The sequence below is a fragment of the uncultured Thalassospira sp. genome (assembly GCF_963976115.1).
GTDB lineage: Bacteria > Pseudomonadota > Alphaproteobacteria > Rhodospirillales > Thalassospiraceae > Thalassospira.
In genome coordinates this window covers 171,763-188,734 of sequence record NZ_CAXBJJ010000003.1, presented here as the reverse complement: position 1 = coordinate 188,734, position 16,972 = coordinate 171,763, and the positions used below count along the sequence as shown (strand labels likewise).

Below are 16,972 nucleotides of genomic sequence, written 5' to 3'. Positions count from 1 at the left end.
GACACAACATCTTAATGGTCGGACCAGGGGGACTGCAAACCAATGAAGTTGCTTGATCTGTTGTCGTCCGGGGATAACAGGCTATTGACCCGTCTGACAGTTGCTGGCGGTATAGCGGGCGGCGGCAGCGCACTGTTGCTTGTGATCGTCAATGCCGCTGCCGAGCAGATTGAAGAAAACGCGGTTGACGAGGTCAACTGGTTTCTGGCCGGCGCTTTCATCGCCATGTCGGTGGTCTATTTTTTGTCGGAAATTTATCTGGTTGCGCATATTGGTGCCCAGATTGAAAGTGGCATTCACCGCGTGCGTGCCCGGCTGCTTGATGGCCTGGTCAATGCCGATTTCGCCCGGATCGAACGTTTTGGGCGCACGCGCCTTTATGAAAGCATCACCCAAAGCAGCCAGATCATTTCGCAAAATTCACAACTACTGGCGCATGCGTTTCGATCTTTGCTGCTGATTGTGGCGGTGATGTTGTATGTTTTGTGGCTGTCACCTTTGGCTTTTTTCCTGATTGTTGTTGTGATCGGGGCGGGCACAATGATTTATTTGCGCATGGGGCGCGAATTATCGGCCTGTTATCATCGTTTGGCCGGGGTCGAAAATAGCCTGTTTGAACGTGTTGCCGACCTGTTTTACGGGATCAAGGAAGTGCGGATGTCGTCGACGCGCAGTGATGCGTTAAACGCCGCATTTATTGAAACCTCTGCCCATAAGGAGGAAACCGCCGTTCAGGCTCTCGACCTTACGTTTCGCCAGCATGTCGCGGGTCTGACGGCGTTTTATATCCTGCTTGCTGTGATCGTGTTTATTGTCCCGGTTTATTCCCCCGGTTTTTCGGGCACCGTGATGAAGGTCAGCACGGCTGTATTGTTTATGATCGGACCGATCAGTGCCGTGGTACAAAGCTGGACGGTGCTGGGGGCGGCTGAACATGCCGCAAGCCGTATGATTGCACTTGATGCCGATCTGGCCGCGATGGCCGAACCCCTGGCCGAGGGCAGCGATGCGGTTGTTGCTCGCGATTTTGCCCGCATCGGGTTTCATAACGCCACATTTCGCTATGCCCATCGCGATCAGAACCACGGTTTTCAATTGGGACCGGTCACGCTTGATATTGCGCGCGGCGAACTGATTTTTATTACCGGCGGTAATGGATCGGGAAAATCAACCCTGATCAAGTTGCTTACAGCACTTTATTATCCGACCGACGGGCATATCGAAATTGATGGCATCCGCCTTGGCCCGCAAAGCATCGGGTCCTATCGCAATTTGATTTCAACGGTGTTTTCCGATTTTCATTTGTTTTCGCGCCTCTATGGCCAGGGCGGGATTGACCGCGAGGAAGCAGCTTTTTGGCTGCATCTTTTTGAACTTGATCATATTACCGGCATTCACATTCCCGATATCGAAGAGACATTCGAAGACGGCGCGGTGGTGCCGGTTGAACAACCCCGATTTGTGCGTCAGGACTTGTCACAGGGGCAACGCAAACGCCTGGCCTTGATTTCGGCGATCCTTGAACATCGGCCGATCCTGGTGCTTGACGAATGGGCGGCGGACCAGGACCCGCATTTTCGCAAGAAATTCTATCGCGAGATATTGCCCGAATTGCGAAAACGCGGCCTGACGGTTGTCGCCGTGACCCATGATGATCATTATTTCGATGCCGCCGATCGCTGTATGCATCTTGAAGAGGGGCAATTGCGCGATGTGGTGGTCGAAAAAGTTGCCCATCACGACGGAGGGGCCAAAACATGATTTTGGTCAACCTGATCCGTCAAAGAACAAGGGTTAGCCTGCGCGGGGTTGCCATGTTAACTGCCCTGTCGGGCATTGCCACTACCATGATTTTGATGGTGGTGAATATGGCGGCTGAACAGGCGTCACAAGGGCAGGTCAGTTTGCGGCTGCTTGCATTGATGGGGGTGTCGCTTTTGGCATTTGGCTGGTCGCAACGGCAGTCCGATGTCATTGTTGCCCGCGAAGCTGAACATATATTGCATGATATGCGGCTGCGGTTGTTTGACAATGTGCGAAAGGCCGGTCCCGACACCCTTAATGATATAGGCCAGGGGCCGCTGCAAACTGCCCTGACCCAGGAAATGCAAACGATTTCCTCTACCTTGCCCATGATGCTGACCGGGATGCAGCAAATGGTCTTGCTGGTGTTTGTCAGTCTCTATATGGCGTGGCTGTCGATCCCGGCTTTTATTATGGTCATGGGGTTTAGCGTGATTGCCGCGGCTGTGCATTTGCACCGTGCCCGCAAGGTCATGGACGCGACCCGCAAGGCCATTGCCGAAGAAAACAAATTGTTCGACGGTCTGACAGACCTTTTGCAAGGTTTTAAGGAAGTCCGCATGAACCGGGCACGTCGCGATGCCCTGATGGTGCAATTATATGATCTTTCGGATCGCACGCGCCTGGGCAAGACGGCGATCAAACGCCAATGGGGGCGCGAATTTGCGTTAATCCAGATGGCGTTTTACGTGATGATGGGCCTGATGGTGTTTGTGGTGCCCATATTCACCACCGACTATCACGAGGTCGCAACCCAGACCACAACCGCTGCATTGTTTATGATCGGGCCGATTGGATCGTTGCTGTTTGCCATTCCGTCCTTTGGTAATGCCGAGGCCTCGCTCACCCTGATTTCCCGTTTGGATCAGGCACTGATTGAGGCGGCTTCGGGGTCGGCTGTGCGTGGCGATTTGTCAGAAAAGCCGGAACCTGTCGATCATGGATTGGATGAGGCTGTTTACGAAGTTGCACTTCGTGATTTAAGTTTTGCCTATCGCGACGGGATGGAAGGGCGCGGTTTTGCGCTGGGGCCGTTGAATGCCACCTTCAAACGGGGCGAAATCAGCTTTATCACCGGGGGCAACGGGGCCGGGAAATCAACCATGATTTCCCTTTTAACCGGCCTGCGCGTTGCCGATAGCGGTGATATTCTGGTTAATGGTGAACCATTGGTACGCGAACAATTGCAGACCTATCGGGATAAATTCGCCACCGTTTTTACCGATTACCATCTGTTTCGGGAACTGTTCGGGATTGATCCGGTTGACCCGGCGCGCGCCAAGGCCCTGCTTGAGAAGATGGAAATCGATGACAAGGTTGAACTGATCGGCAACAGTTTTTCCACAACCGACCTGTCCCAGGGGCAGCGCAAGCGCCTGATGCTGGTAACGGCAATGCTGGAAGACAAGCCGATCCTGGTGCTTGATGAATGGGCCGCTGACCAGGACCCCTATTTCCGGAAGGTCTTTTATGAAAAACTGCTGCCTGAATTGCGCGATCAGGGCAAGATCATTATCTGTGTTACCCACGATGATCGCTGGTTCAACGTCGCCGACCGGATCTATTATCTTAGAGATGGCTGTTTAATTTCGGTTGTTTAGTCACGTATTTCCGTGCCGTCTGTCTTTGCTAAACAGGGTTGAACTGCCCGCACAGTTCGACCGCCTATGTAGAGATGCTGTGCGCGAGACCGGCCAGCCCGCCGCCGATCCCGGCCGATCCCGTCAGGTTCATCGTGGCGATGCTGGAACCCTTCATCGCCACGGATCTCGGGTTCGCAAAGGCGCGGCGGAAAGGAAATGCATTTCCTGGCTGAGGGGCAGCCATGCGGACGATGTTGAATTTCACCTCAATATGTTTCAGACTGCTTCAAGATGTAAGGAGAGAGCGCATGGAAATCGTGCCGGGAAACAACATCGCGATCAAAGTCCCCATGCACAAATGGGAGGATACGGTGACCTTCTATCGTGAAAAGGTGGGACTAACCGTTGTGAAGGAACTTGCCAACAGCATCGGTTTTTCCTTTGGCAATATGACGCTATGGGTGGATCGGGTTGAGAGGCAAAGCCAGGTTGACGTGTGGCTGGAGCTTTTCACTGACGAACCGGATCGTGCACTCGACCATTTGGAAAGTCCGCGACGCGATGAGTTGGAACCACTGGACGATGTGAACGGGCATTGGACATCGGATCCGGCGGGTGTGGTGCTTCTGCTCAGGAACAGATGACATCAACGGGCTCTTTGCGTCATCACCATATCAACGGGGTGCCGACAGCGCACAGGCGCGAGCGAATGCGGCATGCTATACAGGGCCGCCCCATCACGGTTCGAGAGAACCGGCAAAGGAAACCGGCCATCGCTTACGGTTATCACGAATAATGCTGCGTTTTGTTCTGTGTGGAAAACGCGGCAAGGAAATGAGATATGCCGGAGATACCAAGAATATTCAGGGGAACTCCGGCACCGGTTTCATGGCGACGATCATGCTTAACTGAAATCCAGTTGCACTTTCATGGACTGGCTTCGATCTGAGGCGAGATCAAAGGCTTTTTGGGCATCGTGAAACGGCAATACTGCGCTGATCAGCGGGGAAACGTCGATCATACCCCGGTCAATGAGTTCAGCTGCTTGCCTGAATTCCGGATCAAAGCGAAAGCTTCCGATCATTTTAACTTCTTTCGTCACGGCAAGACTTAAAGGAAGCTCGCCATTTCCGCCCAGACCAACGGTGACAATCGTGCCACCGGGTTTGACAACTTCAAATGCACCGGCCAAGGCCCGGGGGCTTCCTGAACATTCGAAAATGACATCTTGCGTCCCTTTGTTTTTAGCAAGTTGTTGAAACTCACCGGTGTTGCGTGCGACATCGATGACGGTGTTGGCCCCGGCCTGAACAGCAATATCCAGAGGCGGCTGCGACAGGTCTGACGCGGTGATCCAGTGGGCGCCGGAATGAGCGGCGGCCATGATCGTCAAACAACCAATTGGACCGCACCCCGACACCATAACGTTTTTCCCGGAAAGCGGCCCAGCCTGACGCACGGCATGCAGGCAAACCGCAAGCGGCTCGCTACAGGCGGCATGTTCCATGCTGGTTTGCGCACTTAACCGAACCAGTTGCTCTGCCGGAAGATTAATTTTCTGGCGAAATAGCCCCTGTTGATGGGGGAAACGCATGGCGCTGCCAAAGAACCGCATATCCGTGCATTGGTTACGCATATTAGCCCGGCAATATGCACACTGATTACACGGCATTGACGGATTGACCGCGACTTTGTCATTTATCGCAAATCCTTCGACAGTCTTGCCCGTGGCAATAACCGTCCCGGCGACCTCGTGCCCCAGCACCATTGGTTCGCGAATTTTCACCGCGCCAAATCCACCATGATGGTAATAATGCAGGTCCGAACCGCAAATACCGCCTTTGTCTATCTGGACGGTGACCGCGTTGTCATCAGGGGCACCGGGTGTGTCCATATGATCAACGCGCAGGTCGTGAGGGGCGTGTATGACAACACAATACAAGCCTGTTTCTCCTTACAAAACGGAGATCATGCCGCCATCGGCATAGATGATTTGGCCATTCACATAGTTCGAGGCGTCAGAACAAAGATATATCGCCGTTCCGATCAGTTCCTCGGGTTTTCCCCAACGGCGTGCCGGTGTCCGTCCCTTGACCCAGGCATCAAATTCCGGGTTCGAGGTCAAAGCAGCGTTCATATCGGTCAGCATATAGCCAGGACCAATGGCATTGGCCTGAAGGCCATGCTCGGCCCATTCCGCCGCCATTGCCTTGGTCAGCATTTTAATACCGCCCTTGGCAACGGTATAGGGTGCGACGGTTGCGCGGGCCAACTCGCTGGTCAACGAACCGATATTGACGATTTTGCCATATCCGCGTGTCACCATGCGCCTTGCCGCTTCCCGGCCGATTATGAAGGCGGATGTCAGGTTTGTATCAATCACCCGCTGCCAGTCGGCTGTTTCAAGATCAAGCATCGGTTTGCGGAACTGGATACCGGCATTATTGATCAGAATATCAATTTTGATACCTGCTGCGTCAAAGCCTGAGAAAGCAGACTTGATTGCGGCTTCGTCGGTCACATCAAACAGGGATGTATCAACCGACATGCCTTTTTCAGACATTTCCGCCCTGGCCTGTTCAAGACGTTCGGCGTTGGTTCCATTAAGGATGACGGATGCCCCGGCAGCGGCCAGGCCTTCGGCAAAGGCCCGGCCAAGCCCGCGCGAAGATCCGGTGATCAAGGCGGTTTTGCCGGTAAGGGAAAAGAGTTCCAAAGACATGGTTCCTCCGATTGTCGTGTTGTTTCAGATTTTGCTTTCGCGGACCGTTAAATCGCGACGCTCAAAGAAAGTTTTTTGCAATTCCACCCCAAGCCCCGGGCCTTCCATCGGATAAACGAAGCCATTTTCAATTCTGGGAACGGCGGTTACCAATTCGTTGTACCAGCCTTTATAAAAGGCACGGACACTTTCCTGGATCAGGGTGTTGGGCTGACTAAAGGACATGTGGATGGCGGCGGCAAAACCAACCGGGCCGATACAGTCATGTGGGGCAAACGGACGATGCCAGGTTTCGGCCAGTGCCGCAATTTTTCTGCCTTCGGTCAGGCCGCCCGTCCAGCACAAATCAACCATGACAACATGGGTGGCATCGCGGTCGAGCATTTCTTTGTAAGGCCAGCGCGACCCCAGTGTTTCACTGGCACATGTCCAGACATCCGTAGAGGCTGCGAACTCGGCCAAAGCCTGGGGAGAGTTCATGCGGATCGGGTCTTCATACCAGGTTGGCTTGAATTGTTCGAGTTCGCGGGCAATTTTTTTGGCTGTGGGCAGGTTCCATTGAGAATGGAACTCGACCATAATTTCCATCTTGTCGCCCACCGCTTTGCGGATTTCTTCAAACGGGCGAATGGCTGTTTTCATTTGCTCGGTCGTAATATATTGCCCGCGAGTTTCTGCTGCCATCGGGTCGAACGGCCAGATTTTCATGGCCGTAATGCCCGATTCCAGAAGGTTTTCGGCCAGCTGTGCCGGGCGATGCATAAAGCCTTCGAGATCTTCATACGGTCCTTCGGCATCACCAAGGTTCCAGTTTGAAACCGGTTTGATGTTATTGGTCCGCACATAGCGATAACCGGCACATGTGTTGTAAATCCGGATTTTATCCCAGCATAAACCGCCCAGCATCTGGTGAACGGGCTGGTTGCAAACCTTGCCAAAAATATCCCACAGGGCAATGTCGATGGCCGATGCCGCACGGTATTCGGCACCGGTGGATGACTGTGCCATCGGCAGATTGACCATTTCCTTGTGCAGGGCTTCGATATGAAGCGGGTTTTGCCCAATCAGGCGGCCTGCCAGCGTATCATGGATGTGGGCTTCAACAGCGCCAGCCCCGTAAAAGGTTTCGCCAAGGCCGGTGACACCCGCGTCTGTTTCGACATGAACCCAAAGGACATTGGCGAATTCGGCGACGCGATAGGTTTTAATTGCGGTGATCTTCATTGTTTTTACCCGAATGGAGACTAGTTGAGTATTTCTGGCAGCCAGAGTGCGATGGATGGAAATGCAAGCATCAGAGCCAGAAAGGCGATCTGAATGAGCATGAAGGGCCAGAGAGATGCGAAAATTGTTTGCAACGTGATTTCAGGCGGCGCGACACTTTTGAGATAAAAAGCCGCAGGACCAAACGGAGGGGAGAGAAACGCAACCTGCATCGTTAACGAGAACAGAACGCCAAACCATACCGGGTCATAGCCAAGCTGTATGACGATCGGCACAAAGATGGGAATGGTCAAAAGCAGAATGCCGATCCAGTCCATAAACAGGCCCAGAACAATGAAAATCGACATCATCAGCAGGATTGTCACAACCGGGGCAATATCCAGCCCGGTAATCATCCCGGTAACAAAACGTTGCCCACCGGACAGATTGTAAACCGCGATCAATGACGCGGCACCAAACGTTACCCAAAGAATGATTCCGCAAGATTGCAAGGTTCGGGTCAATGCCTGCCAGAGCATGGTGACATTAAGTTCTGCGCGCAGAAAGATAATCAGAAGCGATATGCCAACGGCGATACCGGCGGCCTCGGTGATCGATGTGACGCCACCATAAATGCAGCCGAATACGATGCCGATCAGGACGAACAGCGGCAGAATGCCGCGCAGAAAGTCCTTCCTGGTGAAGGGCTCGGTCTTTTCGGTTACTTTTGGCGTCAGGGCCGGATTAAGGGTGCAGCGAACATAGATATAGGCGAAATAGGCAAAGGCCAGCAAAAAGCCCGGCACAAACGATGCAAGGAAAAGCTTTTGAACGGAAACATCGGCCGTCAACCCATAAATGATCAGCACAATCGACGGCGGCACCATGGTCCCAAGGGAACCACCGGCACAGATGATACCAATCGACAGTTTCCGGTCATATTGCAGGCGCATCATTTGCGGCAGCGCGATAAGCCCCAGCAAAACGATTTCACCACCGATAATGCCGCTGATCGCCGCCATAAAAACCGAAATGATCAGAGTAACGGTTGCGACACCGCCTTTAAGATGGCCGCAAATTTTAAACAGCGCATCATAAAGGTCTTGTGCCAGGCGCGAGCGCTCCAGCAGGGTTGCCATAAGGATGAAAAGCGGCACCGAAAGCAGCGAATATTCGGTCGCAAGTCCATATACTGTTTTGTGCGCCAGGGCGATAACCGCCGGTCCGAATTTCAAATAGCTGACCAGAACAGCAAGGGAACCTGCGGCAAATGCAAGCGGAACGCCAAGCGCCATCAGGGCAAATACGCCGCCAACCAGCACAATGGAAATAAGCTCAATCGACACGGTTTTCCTCCGCGGATTCTTCTGCTGTTTCTGACGGAATGCCCTGGAACTTTTTGACGCAATTGATGATGGCATAAACGCCCATCAGTGCGGTTGTCACCACAATGGCGGGTTTTACAGTTGCCGGAATAGGCGGGTTCCATGCGGTTCCAAAGGGTTCCCAGTTCACCAGCGATTGCCAGGAGCTCGGCGCGCCAAACCAGGCAATGCCAAAGCAAAAAATCAGGCAGCACGCCAGAGTTACCAGATCAAGGATGCGTTGCAGCCAAGGTGGGCTGACATCGTAAAGGACAGTAATTCGAAGGTGCTGATCGCGCTGCATGGCATAAAGGCCGGCGGCTAAAAACAGGATCGCCGAAAGCCACAGGGCAAGCTCGTTGGCCCAGATCGTGGGGGATTTAAAGATATAACGGGCAACAACTTCGTAAAAAGTGACGCCGACAATGGCCAGAAGAAGTAGGGAAAAAAGTGCGACGACGAATTGAAAACTGCGCACGTGTTTCGGGGTAACCTGCATCGCGGACCTCCATAAAGACCCCGGGGCAGAGCGCCCCGAGGATGACAAGTCTGACTTGTGGGTTAGTCGAGGATGCCGGTTTTGCGCATATAGGCGATGTGGGAATCATAGGCCGCTTTTGCTTCGGGGCTACGTGTTGCCCATTCAGCCCAAACTTTTTGCGCGGCCTGGCGGAATGCCTGGCGGTCTTCGCTGCTCCAGTCCTCCAGGGTCACGCCTTCTTTTGTCAGTTCTGCGGCCGCTTCGGTATCGGCTTTTCGGGAATCTGCAATGACTTCAGGAACAATCGTTGCGACGGCCTTTTCCATTGCGGCCTGTTGGGATGCACTCAGCGCATTCCATTTATCAAGATTAAGGGCAATATGTTCGATCGGCATGGAATGGAAGCCGGGATAGGTCGCGTATTTGGCAATGTCGTAAAGGCCGAGCTTTTTGTTCACAGCAAGGGTCGACGCATCGGCACCCGATACCGTGCCGGTGGACATCGCTGTAAAGACTTCACCAAACGGCATGACAACCGGGCCTGCACCAAGGTTGGTGAAAATCTCGGATTCCATGCCCGGCGGTGAACGGAATTTCCATCCCTTCAAATCAGCGATGCCAGCAAGCGGGGTGGTGGAGCTTAACGCCTCGGGTGTTGCGATGAAAACGCCGACAAGATGCATGTTGAATTTGCCATACAGCTTGTTTGCAAGCTCAAGCCCGCCCTCTTTATACCAGCCAAGAAGCTGTTCGGGTTTGCTGTAGCCGCCCATGATGTCGCCGTAAAACTGGAAGGCGGGGTTTTTGCCGGTCACATAACCAGCACCCGTTGCATCGCCATCAATGATGCCCATGCTGGACGCTTCAAAGGCTTCATTGGCATTAACGACTGACGAACTGGTGTGCATTTCAATTTGCACAGTGTTGTTCGAATATTCTTTGGTAAGTTCAGCAAACCGCAGCAGTGCTTTTCCCTGCAAGGAAGACGCGTTGTGGTGTGTTTGAAACTGCAATTGCACCGTTTCGTCGGCAGCGGCCTGGCTTGCCGTAAAGGCCAACATGGTTGTTGTTGCCAGTGCCGCGAGCGTTTTTTTCCAACGTTTCATTTTTCTGGTTCCTCCCTTATGTGATGTTTTGTGATATTTCACAAAACATCACTAACACACAGGGTTGATGGATTTCAACAGGTTTTGGTTTCAAATATATGGTAATATCGCTATATGGTGTTGAACGAAAACAGATATATCAAGAAGTATTTGGAAATATAGCGAGAAATAATGACGTTGAAACGGTCGGGAAAATCAGTTGAAAACAGCCCTTTAGGCAATGAGAAACCAGGCACGGGTGCGGGCAGGAATTTAAACGAACTTGCCCATAACAAGCTTGAAGAATTAATTGTGACCTGCGCGTTGAAGCCGGGCAGCTATTTGCGTATTCAGGATTTACAGACGTTAACGGGGATCAATCGAACCCCTGTTCACCAGGCCGTGACGCGCTTGTCTTCGGATACGCTTATGATCATTCAGCCTCGGCAGGGCATCCAGATTGCGCCGATAGATCTAACCCGGTCACATCTGTTGTTGCAGCTTCGTCGTGACATGGAACGATTTGTTGTTGCGCTGGCAAGTGAACGCGCCAGCAGTTCATCGCGACGTCAGATGCGGCATTTGATCGGGCTTTTGTCTGCGCATCGCAACGAAATGACCATCGTTGAGTTTAACGAATTTGATCGACGCATCGACCAAATGATGTTGGCGGCCTGCGGCGAGCCCTTTCTTGAATATACGCTTCGCCCGCTACACACAATTTTCCGCCGCCTGGGCTGGATTTATCACACCCAGACCGGTCACGGCGCGAACCTTGACAAGACAATCGACAGTCACCTCGATGTGTTGAATGCCGTTGTGGCAGGAAAAAAGGATGAGGCACTGGTTGCATCGGACAAACTTATCGAATTTGTCGATGCTATGTTCCCGGTTCTTGAAAGCGAAGTCGCCCCGATCGTGTTTGATGCAACACAGGATTTTGATCCGTTTTGACAAACCAGCAGAACACGTGTCGACACCGAAGCTGTTATTTTTCATTTGATATTTTCTGAAATATCAGGAAATATCAATTCAGAAAAAAGTAACAACAATGCATGGGAGGATTCGTGAAAATCGTATTTCATGGCGAGAACGCCGCAACTTTTCATCCGGGCTTTGCAGAAGCACTTGATCGGCAGCATGATCTTGTTCTGTTGCCAGACAATCTTGAAAGTGATGCCGCGCGTGATGACTATTGCACCGCCGATGTTATTATCGGGATCAAGTTTGACCGCGACACCCCCAAACCCAGGAACCTGAAGCTTTATCAGGTACCGGGTGCTGGTTATGACGGCATCGACGTTCTCGAGCTTCCCGCAGGGGCCTTTTTATGCAACTGTTTTGGACATGAAAACGCCATAACCGAATATGTTATGGCAGCTTTGCTTTCGCGCCATGTTCCGCTGGTCGATGCTGACCGGCGCTTGCGCCAGGGCGATTGGAAATATTGGGCCGGTGGACCGGGCGGTGTCAGGACCGAGTTGGGCAATACCGTCATCGGCATCCTTGGATACGGCCATATTGGCAGTATGATCGCACAACGGGCAAAAGCATTTGGCCTGACGGTGCATGTTGCCAATCGTTCACATGTTGATGATCGCACCAACATTGACGTATTTTACACAATTGACGATTTCAAAAACATGCTGCCAAAGGTCGATGCCGTCGTTAACACGTTGCCGCTGACCACAACGACAACAGGTCTTGTTGATCAGACGGCATTTGCAAGCATGAAGAAAAACGCGGTCTTTCTGAATGTTGGACGGGGCGGCGTTGTTGACGAAGATGCCTTGTATTTTGCGCTAAAAAACGGCCAAATCGACCACGCTTTTATCGACACCTGGTACCAATACCCCAATCGGGAAAATCCCTCGCCATTGCCCTCGCGCCAGCCCTTTCAAGAACTCGCCAATGTTACAATGACACCGCATATGTCGGGTTGGACGCATGGTACCATCAATCGCCGCCGTAACACGATGGCCGAAAACATCAATCGCGTTAATCTGGGACATGAGCCCTTTAATCTCGTCGTAAAATAGCGTCGTTTTGTGTTTTTAGAACCAGGATCTCGGGATCATATCGACGAGGATAGCGGAGCTTGCGCAACATTGGCTGTATTGTCTGTACAAAAAAGGACGCAGATTGAGGCACGCAACAAAAGTGTGATGTGAATGCAATGCCAACAATGTAATTGATAATCAGTATCATTTTCTATAAATGTCTTGCACAGAAGCGGAGTTTTGGGCAGCAGCACCATTCTTGTGTGGCAGGGAATATACGGTTTGTCTGGTAAATCAACATCCTTGGCGCTTTTCATGCGGCAGCGTCCCGCGCTGATAAGTTATGCGCGTCGGATTACCGGGCACGGTATTCATGCTGAAGATCTGGTGCAGGAGGCGTGGCTGCGCTTTGACGAAGTTTCAAGCCACCGGTTGCTTGATGATGCAACCGGGTATTTGTACCGGATTGTGCGCAATCTTGCGCTTGATAGCAAGCGAGACCAGGCCCGCGAGTTTCGGGTAACCAATGCGGGGGATTATGACGAGGCGGTTCGTTCATTGCCTTCTGATCTTCCGGACCCGGAAGCCATTGCCCTTTATAATGACCAGTTTGCGCGCGTAAAAGACGCCTTGTCCGAACTTCCCGAACGCACACGCATTGCCTGCGAAATGCATCGCTTTGGGGGTGCAAAACTTCGCGAGATTGCAGCCTTCCTTGATATTTCTGTTCCTCTGGCCCACAAGCTGGTCGCTGAAGGGGTTGAACATTGCAAGGAGCGCCTGGAATGGCCATAACGACGAGCCCTTGCGCGGGAGATGGCAGTTTTGTTCCTGAAAATTATTATAGAAAAACAGTGTGCGCAAACGTCTATAAATTACCGAGCGTTTTTCAGTCAGAAGCGAATACTCGTCGAGTTGCGATTGGGGCCGGAAGATGAGCAGGAAAGATGATGCGCTCGCCGGAGAACCACGATACGAGCAGATATCGCGGGAGGCCACAGACTGGCTGATCTTTTTGCAAGATGACCCGGAAGATCCGGAATTGGCTGCCCGGTTTGATGTCTGGTTAAGCCAAAGTCCGCACCACGCGCAGGCTTGGGCAAAGACCTGGATGACCGCGAACCTGATGGCGCATGTCGAACCATTTCAGGCCAGGAACCCGCCGGTATTTGAGGCGAAAATGCAGGCACAAAAGGCCGCTTTCAGCCAAAATCCGACGCCTTTGGGCACCATTATTGCGAACCGTTCTGCGACTAAAAGACGCCCGGTTTGGAAAAGGTTCGTCGTTGCTGGTATGGCGATTGCCGCGATGCTGGTTGCCGCTGTTATCGGGCCAGATGTTGTAACCGGAATTCGGGCTGATTACACTACCGGAACAGGTGAAACACGAACCGTGACGCTGGCTGATGGCAGTCGGGTTGTTCTGGCGCCGGAAACGGCTATTCGGGTACATTATACACCCGGTGCGCGCCACGTCGAGTTGCTGGATGGCGAAGCATATTTTGAAGTGATCCATCATCGTGATCAACCTTTTCGCGTACGTTCTGATGCGGTGAACGTTACTGTGCTTGGCACTGGCTTTGACGTGTCCGACGAGGTTGGTAGCACCTTTGTTGCCGTGGCACATGGCAGTGTTCGGGTTGAAAATGAATCCTCGGTGCCCGCCATATCCGAGGTCCTGACCCCCGGCCAAAGCACACGTATCGGCTGGAGCGGCGGCGTTGATCGCCAGAATATCGATACAGGTGCCATTGCGATGTGGCGCCATAATCAGTTAATCGCCCAGGACCAGCCACTTGGCGACGTGGTTCATCAATTGCGCCGCTATTATTCAGGCAGGATTTTTGTCACAGATCGCGGGCTGGCCAAGCGCACGGTAACGGGTGTGTATAATTTGCATGACCCGGTTGCTGCCCTTCGTGGTATTGCGCGGGCGCAAAATGCGGTGGTTCGTCAAATTACGCCCTGGCTGTTAATCGTTTCACCTTCATAAAGACATATCTTCAACAAGGGATTTTAAAAAGCGGAAAACTTTTTTTGAAAAAAAGCAGCCGGGTTCCGTTTGTATTATATATGGAAATGCGACGCATTTTCATTTGCATTTTCGATTTGCACAAGATCACAAACGGAGACTGAAATGGTAAATGGGGGAGCCGTGGCGACGTATCGTCGTGGCCGCGCGAGAATAATCGTTAGCGCGCTTTTAATAACAACCGCATTGGTGCCTGCAACAGGTGTGGCGCCTGTCTTTGCCCAGACCGCGGCCAGGCAGGGGCGCACAGACCTGGCAAGTAAGCATGTGTTTGCCATTAAGGCCCAGCCAATGACCCGTGCACTAACTCAGTTTGGCGTGCAGTCAGGGTTACAGGTTACGGTAAATGGGGCTTTGATAAGGGGGGTCAACGCCCCTGCCGCGAACGGGGAAATGAGTGCAGAACGGGCGCTTGGGATACTGTTGACGGGAAGTGGTCTGACATATGACATTGCGAATGACGGGACCATAGTAATTATATCGGTAATCGGCACGACCCTTAACGAAGGCGCTGTGCTTGATCCAGTGCGGGTTGTTGCCGATGGCGAAAAAGACAGCCATCCCGAAAATGCGATCACTGATAGCTTTGTCGCGCCGCGCAGTTTGACGGGCTCGAAAACCGACACACCGGTTCTTGATGACTCAGTGGCTGTTTCCGTGATTACGCAAAAAGAAATGCAAACGCGCAATGTGCAGGATGTGCAGCAGGTTGTGGCATATACAGCCGGGGTGCAGTCTGGCGAATATGGATCGGATGTGCGTTATGATTACGTGCGCCTCAGGGGATTTTATTCTTCTTTGTCAACCTATCGAGACGGGTTGTCGTCGCGCAATTATAATTTCACGACAGCCCGTCAAGAGCCATACGGGCTTCAACAGGTTGATGTTCTGAAAGGATCGACATCAAGCCTTTTTGGCATGAACGGGCCGGGTGGTTTGGTAAACTTGGTGACCAAGCGCCCGCAGGATGAGGCTGGCGGCGAGGTTTTTACCACATTTGGTGAAAATCATCTTACGGTTGGCGAGGATGTAACCGGGCCGGTCGCAAAAGACAGTCACTGGACTTATCGCCTTACAGGCATGAGGCAGAACGCAGAACGTCATCAGGACTATTCGCAAGATGACCGGCTATATATTGCGCCTGCCTTTACCTACAAGCCGAAGGCCGGGACGGAACTTACAATTCTCACCAGCTATAGCGAGCGTGAAAGCAACCTGGGTTACGGTTTTCCGACGGGTATCGAAACCAGCCGCGATGCCTTTTTTGGCGAACCGGACTTTAATAATTTCGACACCAAGGAAACTGATCTTGGCTACGAATTTTCTCATCAGATCACGGACAAACTGCTGTTTCGGCAGAATGCGCGCTATACCCACGTCGATCTCGATTACGAGACGGTTTATCTTAACGATACAGCACCCCTTGGCAACCGCACTGCATTTGCGATTTATGGCAAGCTGGATCGTTTTGCCATCGATAACCAGATGCAATATGACACCGCAATCAACCAAAACCTTCAGAGCAAGACTTTGTTTGGTTTTGACTTTAATCGGGATGTAAACCGGGAAAAAAGATATGACGGAACGGCATCGCCAATAGATCCTTACAACCCCGCCTATTGCGGCCTGTCCTGTATAAATCTCAACTTCACCTCGGATACTGAAATTACCCAGGCCGCTTATGGTGCTTATGCACAAGAACAGTTGACGATTGCCAGAAACTGGATCGCGACGATAGGCGGCCGTTTCGACTATGTTCAAAGTGATGTTGATACCTTAAGCCGCGGTACGACCGAGGAACGAGATGATCACAAATTTACCTCGCGTCTGGGCCTGACCTATAAGGCGACGGACGAGATTTCGGTTTACGGCAATTATTCAGAATCATTCGAACCGGTTTATAGCAGCACCTCGTCGCTTCCGGGGGGCGCCAAACCACAGTTAGGGACCCAATACGAGGTTGGCGCGAAATATCAGCCCGCAGGACGTGACGCTTTGCTAAGCGTTGCGCTTTTTGATCTGACACAGGAAAATGTTTCGCAATGGAATGAAGACTATTCCAAGCATAGCCAGGTTGGCGAAATTAACTCGCGCGGGGTCGAGGTCGAGGGCAAAATGTCACTTGACGAACGGACCAATGTAACGCTGGCTTATACGTATCTTGATGCAGAGATTAAAAAAGACGTGATCGCCACCAATATCGGCAATCGGCCACAAATGGTGCCCGAACATACGGCATCGGCATGGTTTGACTATACCATTCCTGAAAGTGGCGCCCGGGGTGATCTTACCTTTGGTACTGGTGTGCGTTTTGTTGGTGCGCGTTATAATAATAATGCCAATGCCGAGTTGCTGGGATCTCATACGGTCGTGGATGCGATGGTAAATTATAAGGTAACCGACAATGTCAATTTGGCGCTTAACGCGACCAACCTTTTTAATCGTGAATATGTGTCGTCAAATGCATTTGGCAGCCGTTTTTATGGTGACGGTCGTACGGTTCTGGCAACATTGAAATACAGCTGGTAGCGCCGCGTTTTATGCGGGTGACTGATACGAACAGGCCGGATGCGACGGCAACTTGCTACTAGTCCGCTAGTCAGTGCCCGAATATGTATAATTTCGTATACCAAAACCCCGTCATTGCTGTGACCGTCGAACTTTTATTTCGGCGGGGTCAGCGTGACGGGGTTTTATGG

Annotated in this window: 15 protein-coding genes and 1 pseudogene; 9 read left to right on the top strand and 7 right to left on the bottom strand. The window is 52.1% G+C overall.

What is annotated here, in order from left to right:
- Window positions 1–42: 42 nt before the first annotated feature.
- The 4 genes from AAC086_RS04655 to AAC086_RS04640 all read left to right on the top strand — a co-directional run bounded on the left by AAC086_RS04655 (window position 43) and on the right by AAC086_RS04640 (window position 4,030).
- Window positions 43–1,761 (top strand): cyclic peptide export ABC transporter, encoded by a 1,719-nt coding sequence (locus tag AAC086_RS04655; RefSeq protein ID WP_339775874.1) that lies wholly within the window; start codon window positions 43–45, stop codon window positions 1,759–1,761.
- Complete coding sequence (locus tag AAC086_RS04650; protein ID WP_339775871.1) at window positions 1,758–3,404, top strand: cyclic peptide export ABC transporter; 1,647 nt, start codon at window positions 1,758–1,760, stop codon at window positions 3,402–3,404. Before AAC086_RS04655 ends, AAC086_RS04650 begins: the two co-directional genes overlap by 4 nt.
- A 74-nt stretch (window positions 3,405–3,478) precedes the next feature.
- Window positions 3,479–3,619: a DUF2274 domain-containing protein gene (locus tag AAC086_RS04645; protein ID WP_339776236.1), complete on the top strand. Its 141-nt coding sequence runs from the start codon at window positions 3,479–3,481 to the stop codon at window positions 3,617–3,619.
- Window positions 3,620–3,694: 75 nt separating this feature from the next.
- Window positions 3,695–4,030 carry a hypothetical protein gene (locus AAC086_RS04640; protein WP_339775869.1) on the top strand — a complete coding sequence of 112 codons (336 nt, stop codon included), beginning with the start codon at window positions 3,695–3,697 and terminating at the stop codon, window positions 4,028–4,030.
- Window positions 4,031–4,290: 260 nt separating this feature from the next.
- Here AAC086_RS04640 and AAC086_RS04635 read toward each other — a convergent pair whose 3' ends face one another.
- From AAC086_RS04635 to AAC086_RS04605, 7 genes and pseudogenes are all read right to left on the bottom strand, one after another.
- A complete protein-coding gene (locus tag AAC086_RS04635; RefSeq protein ID WP_339776233.1) occupies window positions 4,291–4,893 on the bottom strand; it encodes a zinc-binding dehydrogenase in 603 nt (200 codons plus the stop codon).
- Between the two features lie 30 nt (window positions 4,894–4,923).
- Window positions 4,924–5,280, bottom strand: a pseudogene (locus tag AAC086_RS04630) (alcohol dehydrogenase catalytic domain-containing protein); the annotation flags it as partial.
- 60 nt (window positions 5,281–5,340) lie between these two features.
- Complete coding sequence (locus AAC086_RS04625; RefSeq protein ID WP_339775867.1) at window positions 5,341–6,108, bottom strand: SDR family oxidoreductase; 768 nt, start codon at window positions 6,106–6,108, stop codon at window positions 5,341–5,343.
- A gap of 24 nt (window positions 6,109–6,132) precedes the next feature.
- A complete protein-coding gene (locus AAC086_RS04620) occupies window positions 6,133–7,332 on the bottom strand; it encodes a mandelate racemase/muconate lactonizing enzyme family protein (protein ID WP_339775865.1) in 1,200 nt (399 codons plus the stop codon).
- A gap of 20 nt (window positions 7,333–7,352) precedes the next feature.
- Window positions 7,353–8,657: a TRAP transporter large permease subunit gene (locus tag AAC086_RS04615; protein ID WP_339775862.1), complete on the bottom strand. Its 1,305-nt coding sequence runs from the start codon at window positions 8,655–8,657 to the stop codon at window positions 7,353–7,355.
- A complete protein-coding gene (locus AAC086_RS04610; protein ID WP_339775860.1) occupies window positions 8,647–9,174 on the bottom strand; it encodes a TRAP transporter small permease in 528 nt (175 codons plus the stop codon). The genes AAC086_RS04615 and AAC086_RS04610 overlap by 11 nt, the downstream gene beginning before the upstream one ends.
- Before the next feature lie 62 nt (window positions 9,175–9,236).
- A complete protein-coding gene (locus tag AAC086_RS04605; protein ID WP_339775857.1) occupies window positions 9,237–10,262 on the bottom strand; it encodes a TRAP transporter substrate-binding protein in 1,026 nt (341 codons plus the stop codon).
- 171 nt (window positions 10,263–10,433) lie between these two features.
- Here AAC086_RS04605 and AAC086_RS04600 point away from each other — a divergent pair, with 171 nt between their 5' ends.
- The 5 genes from AAC086_RS04600 to AAC086_RS04580 all read left to right on the top strand — a co-directional run bounded on the left by AAC086_RS04600 (window position 10,434) and on the right by AAC086_RS04580 (window position 16,802).
- Entirely contained in the window at window positions 10,434–11,195 is a 762-nt protein-coding gene (locus AAC086_RS04600; protein WP_339775855.1) for a GntR family transcriptional regulator, read from the top strand.
- 113 nt (window positions 11,196–11,308) lie between these two features.
- Window positions 11,309–12,280, top strand: coding sequence for a 2-hydroxyacid dehydrogenase (locus AAC086_RS04595; protein ID WP_339775853.1), 972 nt, complete (start codon window positions 11,309–11,311; stop codon window positions 12,278–12,280).
- 276 nt (window positions 12,281–12,556) lie between these two features.
- Window positions 12,557–13,036 carry a sigma-70 family RNA polymerase sigma factor gene (locus tag AAC086_RS04590; protein WP_339775852.1) on the top strand — a complete coding sequence of 160 codons (480 nt, stop codon included), beginning with the start codon at window positions 12,557–12,559 and terminating at the stop codon, window positions 13,034–13,036.
- Window positions 13,037–13,175: 139 nt separating this feature from the next.
- Window positions 13,176–14,234, top strand: coding sequence for a FecR family protein (locus AAC086_RS04585; protein WP_339775849.1), 1,059 nt, complete (start codon window positions 13,176–13,178; stop codon window positions 14,232–14,234).
- A gap of 330 nt (window positions 14,235–14,564) precedes the next feature.
- Window positions 14,565–16,802, top strand: a complete 2,238-nt coding sequence (locus tag AAC086_RS04580) for a TonB-dependent siderophore receptor (protein WP_339775846.1) — start codon at window positions 14,565–14,567, stop codon at window positions 16,800–16,802.
- Window positions 16,803–16,972 lie beyond the last annotated feature (170 nt).

Excerpts from the sequence above, each read along its gene's own strand:
- AAC086_RS04635 (WP_339776233.1), bottom strand. The coding sequence starts at position 4,893 with ATGGAACATGCCGCCTGTAGCGAGCCGCTTGCGGTTTGCCTGCATGCC.
- AAC086_RS04625 (WP_339775867.1), bottom strand. The coding sequence starts at position 6,108 with ATGTCTTTGGAACTCTTTTCCCTTACCGGCAAAACCGCCTTGATCACC.
- AAC086_RS04655 (WP_339775874.1), top strand. The coding sequence starts at position 43 with ATGAAGTTGCTTGATCTGTTGTCGTCCGGGGATAACAGGCTATTGACC.
- AAC086_RS04590 (WP_339775852.1), top strand. The coding sequence starts at position 12,557 with ATGCGGCAGCGTCCCGCGCTGATAAGTTATGCGCGTCGGATTACCGGG.
- AAC086_RS04650 (WP_339775871.1), top strand. The coding sequence starts at position 1,758 with ATGATTTTGGTCAACCTGATCCGTCAAAGAACAAGGGTTAGCCTGCGC.
- AAC086_RS04605 (WP_339775857.1), bottom strand. The coding sequence starts at position 10,262 with ATGAAACGTTGGAAAAAAACGCTCGCGGCACTGGCAACAACAACCATG.
- AAC086_RS04640 (WP_339775869.1), top strand. The coding sequence starts at position 3,695 with ATGGAAATCGTGCCGGGAAACAACATCGCGATCAAAGTCCCCATGCAC.
- AAC086_RS04645 (WP_339776236.1), top strand. The coding sequence starts at position 3,479 with ATGCTGTGCGCGAGACCGGCCAGCCCGCCGCCGATCCCGGCCGATCCC.
- AAC086_RS04610 (WP_339775860.1), bottom strand. The coding sequence starts at position 9,174 with ATGCAGGTTACCCCGAAACACGTGCGCAGTTTTCAATTCGTCGTCGCA.
- AAC086_RS04620 (WP_339775865.1), bottom strand. The coding sequence starts at position 7,332 with ATGAAGATCACCGCAATTAAAACCTATCGCGTCGCCGAATTCGCCAAT.
- AAC086_RS04585 (WP_339775849.1), top strand. The coding sequence starts at position 13,176 with ATGAGCAGGAAAGATGATGCGCTCGCCGGAGAACCACGATACGAGCAG.
- AAC086_RS04580 (WP_339775846.1), top strand. The coding sequence starts at position 14,565 with ATGACCCGTGCACTAACTCAGTTTGGCGTGCAGTCAGGGTTACAGGTT.
- AAC086_RS04600 (WP_339775855.1), top strand. The coding sequence starts at position 10,434 with ATGACGTTGAAACGGTCGGGAAAATCAGTTGAAAACAGCCCTTTAGGC.